This window comes from Kitasatospora sp. NPDC053308, from assembly GCF_055585785.1.
In genome coordinates this window covers 1-13,059 of sequence record NZ_JBVJJY010000045.1, presented here as the reverse complement: position 1 = coordinate 13,059, position 13,059 = coordinate 1, and the positions used below count along the sequence as shown (strand labels likewise).

The following is a 13,059-nucleotide window of genomic DNA, read 5'->3' as shown; positions in this document are numbered from 1 at the left end:
TCGTACAGCCCCCGGCCCATCCCGGTCCACTGCGAACCCTGACCCGCGAAGATCAGACCCACCCGGGCATCCCCACGGGCCACCCCCGACACCACGGCACCCGCCGGCACTCCGTCGGCGATCTGCTCCAGGCCGGCCAGCAGCTCCGCCCGGTCGGTGCCCACCACCACGGCCCGGTGCTCGAAGGTCGCCCGCGTCGTCGCCAACGACCTTGCAACGTCGGCCGGTTCGGGTTCAGGCCGCTCCGACACCCACGCGCGCAGCCGGTCCGCCTGGGCCGCCAGCGCCTCCGCCGACCGGCCCGACACCACCCACGCACCGGCGCCCGGCAGCACCGGAGCGATCTCCTGGACGGCCTCGGCGGGCTCGGCGGCCGGCGCCTCCTCCAGGACGACGTGGACGTTGGTCCCGCTGATCCCGAACGCCGACACGCCGGCCCGGCGCGGGCGCTCCCCCGCCGGCCACGGCACCGGCTCGGTCAGCAGCCGCACCTCGCCCGAAGCCCAGTCCACGTGCGGCGACGGGTCGTCCGCGTGCAGCATCGCGGGCAGCTCGCCGTGCCGCAGGGCCAGCACCATCTTGATCACGCCCGCCACACCGGCCGCGGCCTGGGTGTGCCCGATGTTCGACTTCACCGACCCCAGCCACAACGGCCGGCCCTCCGGCCGCTCCCGGCCGTACGTCGCCAGCAGGGCCTGCGCCTCGATCGGGTCGCCGACCCGGGTGCCCGTCCCGTGCGCCTCCACCGCGTCCACCTCGGCGGCCGAGAGGCGCGCGTTCGCCAGGGCGCGGCGGATGACCGCCTGCTGGGCCCGGCCGTTGGGGGCGGTCAGGCCGTCGCTGGTCCCGTCGGAGTTGATCGCCGAGCCGCGCAGCACGGCGAGCACGGGGTGGCCGTTGCGCACGGCGTCGGACAGGCGCTCCAGGACGAGCAGGCCGACGCCCTCCGACCACACCGTCCCGTCGGCGTCGGCCGAGAACGGCCGGCACACGCCGTCGGAGGACAGCGCCCGGAGACCGCTGAACGCGACGAAGTTCCCCGGGGTGGCCATGACGGACACGCCGCCGGCGAGCGCCAGCGAGCACTCGCCGGAGCGCAGGGCCTGCACGGCGAGGTGGATGGCGACCAGGGAGCTGGAGGCGGAGGTGTCGACGGTGAGCGAGGGCCCGTGCAGTCCGAGCAGGTACGAGATCCGGCCGGACATCACGCTGGTCGTCGTGCCGGTGAGCAGGTAGCCCTTGACTCCCTCGGGCGCTTCCTGCAGCCGGGGGCCGTACTCCCTCGGCTCGGCGCCCACGAACACGCCGGTCCGGGTGCCCCGGATCGCGGACGGGGTGATGCCGGCGCGCTCCAGGGCCTCCCACGAGGTCTCCAGCAGCAGCCGCTGCTGCGGGTCCATCGCCAGCGCCTCGCGCGGCGGGATGCCGAAGAAGGCGGCGTCGAATCCGGCGGCGTCGTCGAGGAAGCCGCCCCGGGTGAGGTAGGTCCTCCCGGCGCTCTCCGGGTCCGCGTCGTACAGGGATTCGAGGTTCCAGCCCCGGTCCGCGGGGAAGTCGGAGAGGGCGTCCCGCCGTTCGGCCAGCAGGCTCCACAGGTCCTCGGGCGAACGGACCCCGCCGGGGTAGCGGCAGCTCATGCCGACGATCGCCAACGGCTCCGCACCGGCTGCCGCGAATTCCGTCAGGGCCGGCCCATCAGTCTCGTTCACAAATCCCTCGGCATTCGGGAGGTCGGGAGTTCGATACCTGGTCGAAGGTCTTTCAGCCAAGGAGGAACAGCAACGCAAAGGGCTGAACAGAAGGGCTGAAGAGAAGGGCTACACAAGGAGAATGGAACAAAAGGCCCGCCGGAGCCCCGACGGCCAGGATATGAGCCGGCCCGGCCGGAGAACCATGCGTTCAACCGTGAAAGGCGCGCCGGTTGATCGGCGCGCCTTTCCGAACGGCCGGGGGACCCCGGTGTTCCCCACCGTCAGACGACGGCGTCCCGCACGGCCGCGACGGCGGCCAGTTCCGGCGAGGTGAGCCGCATCGTGGTCGGCCCCTCGCGGCGGTCGGCGAGCAGGTGCAGGCGCTGGACGCCCTCGCCGCCGGGCTCGCCGAGGACGGCCAGGCAGGCGCACGGGTCGTTGGCGAAGCCCGCGAACCGGTAGGCGATGTCCATCATGCGGTTGCGCTCGGTCTGCTTGAAGTCGGCGACGAGGTGCACGCCGGCCTGGGCCGCCTGGTCGATCAGCCAGTTGAGGATGACCGCGCCGGCGCCGAAGGTCACCACGCGGCACGAGGTCGCGAGGAGCTTGAGGTGCCACAGCTCGCGGTGGCGCTCCAGGAGGAGGACGCCCACGGCGCCGTGCGGGCCGAACCGGTCGGTGAGGGTGACGGTGAGGACCTCGTGGTCCGGGTCGGCCAGCAGGGCGCGCAGCGCGGCGTCGGAGTAGTGGACGCCGGTCGCGTTCATCTGGCTGGTGCGCAGGGTCAGTTCCTCGACCCGGGAGATGTCCTCCTCGTTGGCCCGCTTGATCTCCATGACGAGGTCGAGGGTGCGCAGGAACTCCTCGTCGGGGCCGTTGAAGGTGTCCTTCTCGGCGTCCCGGCGGAAGCTGGCCTGGTACATCTCGCGGCGGCGCCGGGAGTCGACGGTGACGATCTCGGGGCTGAACTCGGGCAGTCCGGTCAGCTCGGCCGCCTGGTCGGCCCGGTAGCAGCGGATGTCGGGCGCGTGGTAGTTCACCTCGGCGCGCTCGTTGGGCATGTCGTCGATGAACGCGACGGCCTTCTCCGCGAAGTTGAGCCGCTCGGCGATCAGCTTGACCGCGTCGGACTTGCGCCCCCACCCGATCTGGGGGTGCACGAAGTACTCGGCGAGGCCGAGCTCTTCGAGGCGGTTCCAGGCGAGGTCGTGGTCGTTCTTGCTCGAGACCGAGTGCAGGACTCCCCTGGAGTCGAGCTCGACGATGGTTTCGCGGATTCCGGGGAACGGTTCGACGTTCGGGTCCTCCAGCAAAGTGCCGTCCCAGACGGTGTTGTCCAGGTCCCAGACCAGGCACTTCACGAGGGTTGGCTTCTCAGCCACGGGGTTCTCCTACCAGCTTCGGTCGGACTTCGGTCGGACTTCGGTCGGGCGGACGTCAGTCGGTGAGCGAGAGGGCGTGGTCGGCCAGGATCAACTGGCAGATCTCGTTGCTGCCTTCGATGAGCTCCATGAGCTTCGCGTCCCGGAACGCGCGGGCCACCACGTGCCCGTCCTCGGAGCCGGCCGACCCGAGGAGCTGGACCGCGGTGGCGGCGCTCCGGGCGGCGTGGCCCGCGCTGACGTGCTTGGCGAGGACCGCCATCAGGCCCATATCCGGTGCGGCGGAGTCCCATTGCGCGCTGGCGTGTTCGCACGCGCGCAGCGAGACCTGCTCGGCGATGAGCAGCTCCGCGAGGTGCCCGCGGACGAGCTGGTGCTCGGCGAGCGCCACGCCGCCCTGGTGCCGGTGCTTCGCGTGCCGGGTGGCGGCGCTCAGGCAGGCCCGGAGGATGCCGGCGCAGCCCCAGGCGATCGACACGCGCCCGTAGGAGAGCGCGGTGGTGAACAGCATCGACAGGGGCTGCCCGCCGCCGCCCAGCACGTGGGTGGCCGGCAGCCGGACGCCGTCGAGGCGGATGTTGGCGTGGCCGGCGGCCCGGCAGCCCATGGGGTTGGGCACCAGCTCGATGTGCACGCCCGGGGCGTCCACGGGGACGATCGCGGCGGCGGCGCCCTCTCCGTCACCGTGCCGGCCGATGATCAGGACGAAGTCGGCGTAGCGGGTGCCGGTGACCCACTTCTTCTCGCCGTCGATGACGAACCCGTCCCCGTCGGCCTTGATGCGGGTCCGCATGGCCGCCAGGTCGCTGCCGGCGCCCGGCTCGCTGAAGCCGACGGCGGTGAGCTTGCCGCTGGTCAGCTCCGCGAGGAAGGTGCGCCGTTGGTCGCGGTCGCCGAAGCGCTGGATCGTCCAGGCGACGATGCCCTGCGAGGTCATGATGGACCGCAGGGAGCTGCACAGGCTCCCGACGTACGCGGTGAGTTCGCCGTTCTCCCGGCTGCTCAGCCCGAGACCGCCGTGGGACGCCGGGACCTGCGCGCACAGCAGGCCCTTGGCCCCCAGGGTGCGCAGCAGGTCGGTGGGCAGTTCGCCCGCGACGTCCCAGGCGGCGGCCCGGGCGCCGACGAGCCCGCCGATGAAGGCGCGCTCGTCGGCGAGTCGGTCAGGCATCGCCGGCCGCTTCCGGGTCGCCCTTCAGGCGCAGCACGAGGCTGGTCATGCCGGCGACGGTGCGGAAGTTGTCGAGCTTGAGGTCGGCGCCGACGATGGCGATGTCGTACGCCTCCTCCAGGTGGACGACGAGCTGCATCGCGAACATGGAGGAGACCACACCGGACGCGAAGAGGTCCTGGTCCAGCTCGATGTCGGTCTTGATGCGCTCGGTGAGGAAGCCGAGGATCTCCTTCTGGAGGGTCTCGGCGGTCAGCGGGGTGTTGTCCGCGTGGACGGTCATGAGGCGACCTTTCCGTAGTCGTAGAAGCCCCGGCCGGTCTTCCGGCCGAGGTGGCCGTCCCGCACCTTTTCGAGCAGGAGGTCACAGGGGCGGCAGCTCTCGTCGCCCCGGCGCTCGTAGAGCACGTTCAGCGAGTCGACCAGGTTCTCCAGGCCGATGAGGTCACCGGTGCGCAGCGGACCGGTGGAGTGTCCGAGGCAGCCCTCCAGCAGGCCGTCGACGACCTCGACGGAGGCGACGCCCTCCTGGACGAGCATGGCCGCGGTGTTGATCAGCGGGTGCAGCAGGCGGTTGATCACGAAGCCGGCCGAGTCGTCGATGACGAGGGCCTCGCGGCCGAGGACGGCGAGCAGCTCGACGGCCTGCTCCAGGATCACGGGCTCGGTGCGCGGGCCGCGGATGACCTCGACCATCTTGATCATGTACGAGGGGTTCATGAAGTGAACGCCCACGAGGTCCTCGGGGCGCACGATCCAGTCGGCCATCTCGTCGATCGGGATGCACGAGGTGTTGGAGATCAGGGTCGTGCCGGGCTCGACGACGCGGGAGGCCGCGGAGAGCACTTCCTGCTTGATCTTGTCGACCTCGGTGACGGCCTCGATGACGGTGGTGGCTTCCGCGATGTCGTCGAGCGAGACGCTGGTGGTCAGCGTGCCCTGCGGGCGGTCCGCCGGCAGCACGCCCATGAGCTGGGCGTGCCGCAGCTTCTGCCGGATGGTCTGGCGTGCCGTCTCCAGCACGGTCTCGTCGACGTCGACCAGGACGACGGAGACGCCGTGGCCGAGGGCGAGCGCCGAGATGTTGGTGCCCATCACGCCGGCGCCGATGATGGCGAGGCGGTGCTCCTCAAAAGCGGTCATGGATTCTTCCCTGCGGTTTCGTGAGCCGGTTCCTGACGGCCGGCCCGGTCGTGGTGACGCGGGGTGCCGTCAGCCGCCCGTCAGGCGCGCAGGAGCGCGGCGAGGGCGGTGGGGGTCGGGTGCTTGAACACGTCGCCGAGCTCAAGGGACGTACCGGTGAGTTCTTCGATCTTCTGCGCCAGGACGGCCGCGAGCAGCGAGTGGCCGCCCGAGGCGAAGAAGTCCGTCTGCGGGGTCGCCTCGATGGTGAGCAACTCCCGCCAGATCCCGATGAGTTCGCGGACGAGCGGGTCGTCCGTCCGCTGGTCCTGCCGGTCCGTTCCCTGCTCGACCGCCTTCCGGGCGAGCGCCAGGAGCGCGTCCCGGTCGGGGCGGCCGTCGGGCGTCCGGGGCAGGCCGGCCAGGCGGACGAACCGCCCGGGGACGGCGGTGGCGGGGTCGTCGGCACCGGCGGGGTCGTCGGCACCGGCGGCGTCGACCGTCTCGGCGAAGGCGACGACGGTGTGGCCGCCGTCCGGATGCGGCACGGCCAAGGCCGCGGCCGCGGTCACCCCGGGGCGGCCGAGCAGGACGGCCTCGACGTGGCCGAGGTCGACGGGGCCGTCGGCGGTGGTGATCCGGCGGTCGATCCGGCCGAGCCGTTCGATGGTTCCGTCGGGCCGCCGCCGGGCGAGTTCCCCGGTGCGGTGGTGGCGCCCGTAGCGGGCGTCGGTCGGGAACGCGGGGTCGTCCGGGTCGCTGAGGGCCAGGCTCGCCCCCGCGAGGAGGAGTTCGCCGCGGACGCCGGGGGGCAGCTCCCGCCCGTCGGGGGCGGCGACGAAGGCCCGGGTGTGGGCGACCGGCCGTTCCCCGGTCGGCCCGTCGGGGCCGTCCACCGGGCCGGACAGGGCCCAGCCGGTGGTCTCCGGGCTGCCGTGGCCGCGGTGCAGCCGGCAGCCGGCCGCCAGGAGCCGGCCCGCCGTCTCGGCGGACAGCTCGTCGCCCCGGGCCAGGACGGTCAGGCCGGGCTGCTGCTCGGCCAGGTCCGCCAGGATGCGGGCGGGGGCGCCCGGCGGGACCACGGCGACGGTCGCGTCGTGGCCGCCGACGGCGTCCCGGAGCGCGGCGCCGTCGGTGCGGGCCGCGTCGGGGACGACCACGCAGTGGCCGCCCGCGCCGAGCGCCAGGAAGACGTCGAAGAGCGCGTCGAACGTGGCGGGCGCGGCGAGCGCCGGCACGCCGGTGCCGGGCCCGACGCCGAGTTCGGCCGCGAAGTGGCCGACCGCGGCCGCGAGGCCCGCATGGCCCAGGACGGTGGCGACCGGCTGCCCGGCGTCCCCGCAGGTGTGGAGCACGCAGGCGGGACCGGCCGGTCCGTCGGCCGTGTCCGCCGCGGCGGGACCGGGCGCCGGGGCGTCGGCCAGTGGCAGGACGGGGGGCAGGTCGCCGTCGGTGGGCAGCCGGACGCCGGTTCCGGTGAGGACGGCCCGTACGCGGGAGCGCGCGAGCTGGCGGGTCAGCCAGGACGGGTCGTGCCCGGGGTCGAGCGGCAGGCAGACGGCGCCGGCCCGCCAGACGCCGAGGACGGCGGCGGCGGCCTCGCCACGGGGTGCGGCCACTGCCACGGTGTCGCCCGCGCGGATGCCGGCCCCGGCCAGCAGCGTGCGGACGGCGGCCGCGGCCTCGTCCAGCCGCCGGTAGCTGACGGTGTGCTCGCCGTCGACCACGGCCGGGGCGTCGGGCGTCCGCTCCACCCAGGAGCGGAACGCCTCCGGCACGGTCGGGTACGCCGCCGGGGCCGCGGTCGCGTTGCCCCGCTCGACGGCCCGGCGGTCGGCGTCGCTCCAGCCCGCCGTCTCGCCGAGCGGCCGGTCCGGGTCCTGCGCGGCCGCGACCAGCAGGGCGTCGAACCGGTCCAGCATCGCCTCGACGTCGGCGCGGGCCAGTGCCTCGGAGTACCGGAACACGACCTCCGCGCGGGACGGCGAGCCGACCAGCTCCAGGTCGAACTTGCTGTGCGGGTTCTCGACCGTCACCACCCGGGCCGCCATGCCGTCGACCGACAGCTCGACGGCCGGCGCCTCGGGCAGGAAGTTGAACAGGTGCCGGAAGAGCTGCGTCTGCCAGGACGTGCCGATCCCGGGGAGCTCCCCGGTCAGCTCGTCGACCGGGGTGTCGGCGTGCGCCATCGCCCCGAGGAACGCGTCCCTGGCCCGGCGGGCGAGCGCCCGGAAGCCCTCGGCGAGGTCCACCCGGATCCGGATCGGCACGACGTTGACGTGGTAGCCGATGGCGCCGGTGTTCGCCCCGCGGACGTTGACCGGGGAGCCGACGACGAGGTCGGGCCCGGCGCCGTGCGAGGCGAGCAGCGCGGCGTACGCGGCCAGCATCACCGCGCCGAGCGGAGCCCTGACGGCGTGCTGCAGCCGCACCACGGCCTGCTGCGCCCCGGCGGAGAGCGCGCGGCTCGCACTGGCGCCCGCCAGCTCCGGCTGCCGGCCGCGCGGGGTGCCGCACCACAGGTCGAGTCCGTCCGGCCGGAAGCCCTCCAGGGTCTCCCGCCAGTAGGCCAGGTCGGCGGGCCGCGGCTCCGGCTCGGCGAGGGCCGGGGCCGGGGCGGTCGCCTGCGCCGGCACCGGCCGCCCCGCCGCGATCGCGTCGTAGACCGGGATGAACGCCTGGAGGAAGAGGGCGACGGAGACCATGTCGAACACCAGGTGGTGCACCGCCACGCAGAGCACGTCGCCGTCCGGGTGGGCGGCGAGCCCGACCCTGACCAGGGGCCGCCCGTCGAGCGCGAAGGGGCGGTCGGCGAACGCCGTCAGGTCCCCCTCCAGCGAGCCGCCCGACAGCGCGAGCGGCTCGATCTCCACGGCGAACCCGTCCGCGGGGACGACCTCCTTGACCAGGTCCGCCCCGGTCGTGCGGTAGACGGTCCGCAGCACCTCGAACCGGCCGGCCACGATGGCCAGGGCCGCCCTCAGCGCGTCCGGCCGGAGCCGGCCGCTCACCTGGAGGCCGAGCCCCAGGTTGTTGACCCCGGTCCCCGGGACCAGCTGCTCCAGCAGCCAGAGGGCCTTCTCTTTGCTCGAGGTCTTCATCTCACTCAGAATTCGGCGCTGTCGAGCAGGGCCCGGACCGTGGAGTCGTCGCGCAGGAGGTCGACGTGGCCGATCTCCAGCTCGATCCGCCGGCCGAGCGCCTTGGCCGCGTTGACGACGGTCGCCGCGCCGCTCCGCTCCAGTTCGGCGTAGTCGGACGAGGTGATGGAGAGCGACTCGCCCCACGCCCGGCTCGGGTCGATCTGGGAGGCGGCGGAGAGCCACGTCATGTACGACTCGAAGAGCAGGACGACCTCGTCCCGGCGGGCCTCGGCGAGACCGATCCGCTGGAACGCGATGGAGGCCATCTCGCGGTAGAGGTCCACGATCTCGACGGCGGCGTCGATCAGGCCTATCGACGGGGTGCCGACGATCTCGGCGGCCCGCTTCCGGGCGTGCTCGGCCTCCTCCGCGGAGAAGACCGGGCCGGCCAGTCCGATCATCTTGTGGATCTCCGACTCGAGCAGCTGCAGGTCGGTGACCTGGGCGTCGAAGAGGATCACCTTCGGCGCCTTGCCCTGCTTCTTCGCCAGGCGCTCCGCGATCTCCCCCGCGTAGACGCCGCCGACGCAGTAGCCGAGCACGGCCACCACCTCGTACTTCTCCCACTCGCCGTCCCGCAGCCAGAAGTCGGTGTAGAAGTCGCCGGCCGGCCGGTCGGCCAGCCGGACCGGCGGGGGCGTGGTCTGCAGGACGCCGTGGCCGGACCAGGCCGAGCCCATCTTCCCCGCGAGGTCCTCGAACCCGGCCTCACGACGTCCGGCCGCCGGGAAATCGATTCCGAGAATCAGGGAGTTCGACGTGGGGGCGGTTATGACGCTCCAGGCGTTCTCGTTCGGCACTTTCTCATCCCATCTTCGGAGTCGGATGGCTGGTTTTCCTGCGGTGCGGCCCGCGGAACTGGTCTTCGGGAAACCGGTCGGCCGCCGGTGCGGTCCCGGATTGCCGGATTCTCATTGGTCCCCGGCACTTTCCCGGAGCGTCGCCGTCAGCTCGCCGAGCAGGAACTCCGCGATCGCTTCCGGCATGTAGAGGTCATAGACGAAGCCCTCCGGCAGTTTAAGGCCGGTCAGCTCGGTCACGTTTTCCCGCAGTTGAACGGCCGTCATGGAATTCATGCCCATCTCGAAGACGTCGCCGTTCGGGCGGACCGGGTCGACCGACGCGTAGCCGAGGATCGCGGCGATCTCCTGGCGCAGCAGGTCGAGCATCAGCTCCTGCTGCTCCGTCCGGGAGAGGCCGGCCAGCTGCCGCACCCAGGCGAGGTGCCCGGGACGGGTCTGCGTCCCGTCGTCGCCGCCCTGCGGGCCGGCCGGCGGCGCGAGTTCGCGTTCCCGCCGGCGCCAGGTCGCGAGCTGCGCCAGCACCGTGCCCAGCGGCATGTCCTCCCGCAACGGCCCGTCCAGTCCCAGGACTTCGGCGAGGGCGGCCATGTCCTCGTCCTCCAGCGCGGCCCAGAACCGCTGCTCGCCCGGTGAGGCCGGGGCGGCCGCGGCCGGTTCGGAGCCGGGCCTGCGGGCCGGCGGCTGCGGCCAGTAGTGCTCGCGCTGGAAGGCGTAGGTGGGCAGCTCGACGCGGCTCCCGCCGCCCAGGACCGCGGCCCAGTCCACGGTGACCCCGTGGACGTGGAGGGCGGCCAGGCCGGCCGTGAACGACCGCAGGCCCCCCTCACCGTGCCGCAGCGTCCCGGTGACGGCCGTCCCGGTCCGCAGGCCCCTGTCGTCCAGGGCCCGGGTGACGGCCGCGGAGAGCTCCGGGTCGGAGCCGACCTCGACGAACGCGCTGTACCCGGCCCCGGTCAGGGCGTCCACCAACTCCCCGACCGGCACGGCGTCCTGCGGGCTCCCGCACCAGTGGGCGGCGTCCAGGTCCGCGCCCTCGACCCAGGCCATGGCCCGGGTGGAGAACACCGGCACCGTCCCCGCCCGCGGGCGGACGGCGGCGAGCTCCGGCCCCTCCGGGTCATCCCCGGCCGGCGAACCGCCGGCCAGCACCGCGATCCTGGCCGCGTCCGCCAGCGACAGCACGCCGGCCACCTGCGCGGCCGCGAGCTCGCCCACGGCGTGGCCCGCGACGGCGGCCGGGTGCACGCCCGCCGAGCGCCACAGCGCGGCCAGCGACACCATCACCGCCCACAGCACCGGCCGGCGGACCTCGGGGCGGTCGAGCGCCGGACCGGCCGGGCCCTCGCGCAGCACCTCGGTCAACTTCCAGTCCACGTAGGGGGACAGGGCCTCCTCGCAGGCGGCGATCCGGGCCGCGAAGGCCGGTGCCTCGTCCAGCAGGGCGGCGGCGGAACCGAGCCCCCCGGAGTCGCCGCCGGGGAAGAGGAACACCGGCTTGGGGCCCGCGGTCGCGGTGCCGGTCAGGACGTCCCTGGTGGAGACGCCGGCCTCGACCACGGCGAGGCCGGCGAGCAGGCCGTCCCGGTCCTCGCCCAGCACGACCGCCCGGCGGTCGAAGAGCGTGCGCGTCGTGGCCAGCGAGAACCCGACGTCCACCGGCTCCGCCTCCGGTCGGTCGCGCAGGAACGCGCGCAGCCGCCCGGCCTGGGCGCGGAGCGCCTCCGGGGTCCGCCCGGACAGCACCCACGGCACCACCGCCGGCGGGGCCGACGGCGCCGCGGGCACGGCCGTGCCGACCGGCACCGGGGCCTCCTCGACGATGACGTGCGCGTTGGTGCCGCTGATCCCGAACGAGGACACGCCCGCCCGGCGCGGCCGCCCGTCGGCCCGCCACGGCACCGGCTCGGTCAGCAGCCGCACCCGGCCCTCCGACCAGTCGACGTGCGGCGTGGGCTCGTCCACGTGCAGCGTCGCGGGCAGCCGGCCGTGCTGGAGGGCGAGGACCATCTTGATCACACCGGCGACACCGGCCGCGGCCTGGGTGTGCCCAATGTTGGACTTCACCGAGCCGAGCCAGAGCGGCCGGTCCTCCGGCCGGTCCTGCCCGTACGTCGCCAGGATCGCCTGGGCCTCGATCGGGTCGCCCAGCCTGGTGCCCGTGCCGTGCGCCTCCACCGCGTCGACCTCGTCCGCGCGCAGGCCGGCGTTGGCCAGCGCGGCCCGGATCACCCGCTGCTGCGAGGGCCCGTTGGGGGCGGTCAGCCCGTTGGACGCGCCGTCCTGGTTGGTCGCGCTGCCCCGCAGCACGGCGAGCACCCGGTGCCCGTTGCGCTGCGCGTCGGACAGCCGCTCGACCACCAGGACGCCCGCGCCCTCGGCGAAGCCGGTGCCGTCCGCCGCGGCGGCGAACGCCTTGCAGCGGCCGTCCGGGGCCAGCCCGCGCTGCCGGGAGAACTCGACGAACGTCCCCGGCGTGGCCATGATCGTCACGCCGCCGGCCAGCGCCATCGAGCACTCGCCGGACCGCAGCGCCTGCGCGGCCAGGTGCAGTGCCACCAGCGCCGACGAGCACGCCGTGTCGACCGTCACCGCCGGCCCCTCCAGGCCGAAGGTGTAGGCCAGCCGGCCGGACAGGATGCTGGTCGCGATCCCGGTCATCAGGTGACCCTCGGCCTCGGCGCCGCCGTGCGCCAGCACGCTCATCTCGTACCCGGACGTGTAGCCGCCCACGAACGTGCCGGTCTGGCTGCCGCGCAGGGACGCGGGATCGATCCCGGCCCGCTCGAAGGCCTCCCAGGACAGTTCGAGCAGCAGCCGCTGCTGCGGGTCCATCGCCAGCGCCTCACGCGGGCTGATCTCGAAGAACCCGGCGTCGAACGCGCTCGCGTCCTGCACGAACCCGCCCGCCTGGGTGTACGAGGTGCCGGTGTGCGCGGCGTCCGGGTCGTACAGGGCCTCCAGGTCCCAGCCGCGGTCGGCCGGGAACGGCGAGATGGCGTCCTGCCCGTCGGCGATCATGCGCCAGAGGTCCTCGGGGCCGGTCACCCCGCCCGGGAACCGGCAGCTCATGCCGACGATCGCGATCGGCTCGTCGTGGGCCGCCGCGCCGACCGGCACCGGGGCCGCGGGCACCGTGGCCGGCCCGCCGCCGAGCCGTCCGCGCAGGTGGCCGGCGAGGACGGCCGGGCTCGGGTAGTCGAAGACGAGCGTGGCGGGCAGTCGCAGGCCGGTCGCCGTGGTGAGCCGGTTGCGCAGCTGGACGGCAGTGAGCGAGTCGAAGCCGAGGTCGGTGAAGGCCCGGCCCGGCTCGACGGCGTCGGCGGAGGCGTGCCCCAGGACGGCGGCGACGTGCCCGCGCACCAGGTCCAGCAGCAGCTGGTCGCCGTCCGCGGCGGGCAGCGCGGCGAGCTGCTGCCGCAGCGAGTCCGCGCCGGCCCCGCCGGAGGCGGCGCTGCGCCGGGCCGGACGGCCGGCCAGGGTCCGCCACAGCGGCGGGACCTCGCCGGTGCGGGCCGCCTGGGACCGCAGTCCGGCCAGGTCCAGCCGGGCCGGTACCAGGACCGCTTCGTCCCGGGTGAGTGCGAGGTCCATCAGGGCCAGGCCCTCGGCCGCGCTCAGCGCGCTGGTCCCGCTCCGGGTCATCCGGGCCCGCTCGGAGTCGGTGAGCTGCCCGGTCAGGCCGCTGACGTTCGCCCACAGGCCCCAGGCGAGGGACGTCCCGGGCAGCCCGGCCGCCCGGCGGTCGGC

8 protein-coding genes are annotated in these 13,059 nt (G+C 74.2%); all 8 read right to left on the bottom strand.

The genetic code is table 11. The features are described from left to right. The coding region (locus tag ACZ6Y7_RS37790; RefSeq protein WP_465762516.1) for a type I polyketide synthase at window positions 1–1,799 on the bottom strand (1,799 nt) is incomplete at its 3' end. Window positions 1,800–1,972: 173 nt separating this feature from the next. Beyond that, window positions 1,973–3,073: an HAD-IIIC family phosphatase gene (locus ACZ6Y7_RS37785; protein ID WP_465762515.1), complete on the bottom strand. Its 1,101-nt coding sequence runs from the start codon at window positions 3,071–3,073 to the stop codon at window positions 1,973–1,975. Between the two features lie 55 nt (window positions 3,074–3,128). Beyond that, window positions 3,129–4,244, bottom strand: coding sequence for an acyl-CoA dehydrogenase family protein (locus ACZ6Y7_RS37780; protein WP_465762514.1), 1,116 nt, complete (start codon window positions 4,242–4,244; stop codon window positions 3,129–3,131). Continuing rightward, window positions 4,237–4,527: an acyl carrier protein gene (locus ACZ6Y7_RS37775; RefSeq protein ID WP_465762513.1), complete on the bottom strand. Its 291-nt coding sequence runs from the start codon at window positions 4,525–4,527 to the stop codon at window positions 4,237–4,239. The genes ACZ6Y7_RS37780 and ACZ6Y7_RS37775 overlap by 8 nt, the downstream gene beginning before the upstream one ends. Beyond that, window positions 4,524–5,387 (bottom strand): 3-hydroxyacyl-CoA dehydrogenase family protein, encoded by an 864-nt coding sequence (locus ACZ6Y7_RS37770; protein WP_465762512.1) that lies wholly within the window; start codon window positions 5,385–5,387, stop codon window positions 4,524–4,526. The genes ACZ6Y7_RS37775 and ACZ6Y7_RS37770 overlap by 4 nt, the downstream gene beginning before the upstream one ends. Before the next feature lie 80 nt (window positions 5,388–5,467). Beyond that, window positions 5,468–8,467 carry a condensation domain-containing protein gene (locus tag ACZ6Y7_RS37765; RefSeq protein ID WP_465762511.1) on the bottom strand — a complete coding sequence of 1,000 codons (3,000 nt, stop codon included), beginning with the start codon at window positions 8,465–8,467 and terminating at the stop codon, window positions 5,468–5,470. A 5-nt stretch (window positions 8,468–8,472) separates the two neighbouring features. Next, window positions 8,473–9,189: a hypothetical protein gene (locus ACZ6Y7_RS37760; RefSeq protein WP_465762510.1), complete on the bottom strand. Its 717-nt coding sequence runs from the start codon at window positions 9,187–9,189 to the stop codon at window positions 8,473–8,475. A gap of 231 nt (window positions 9,190–9,420) precedes the next feature. Continuing rightward, window positions 9,421–13,059, bottom strand: a 3,639-nt coding sequence (locus ACZ6Y7_RS37755) for a beta-ketoacyl synthase N-terminal-like domain-containing protein (protein WP_465762509.1), incomplete at its 5' end; no start/stop codon positions are given.

What these genes read in the sequence shown, in the direction of transcription:
- ACZ6Y7_RS37775 (WP_465762513.1), bottom strand. Translation starts at nt 4,527, where the DNA reads ATGACCGTCCACGCGGACAACACCCCGCTGACCGCCGAGACCCTCCAG.
- ACZ6Y7_RS37770 (WP_465762512.1), bottom strand. Translation starts at nt 5,387, where the DNA reads ATGACCGCTTTTGAGGAGCACCGCCTCGCCATCATCGGCGCCGGCGTG.
- ACZ6Y7_RS37760 (WP_465762510.1), bottom strand. Translation starts at nt 9,189, where the DNA reads ATGGGCTCGGCCTGGTCCGGCCACGGCGTCCTGCAGACCACGCCCCCG.
- ACZ6Y7_RS37780 (WP_465762514.1), bottom strand. Translation starts at nt 4,244, where the DNA reads ATGCCTGACCGACTCGCCGACGAGCGCGCCTTCATCGGCGGGCTCGTC.
- ACZ6Y7_RS37765 (WP_465762511.1), bottom strand. Translation starts at nt 8,467, where the DNA reads ATGAAGACCTCGAGCAAAGAGAAGGCCCTCTGGCTGCTGGAGCAGCTG.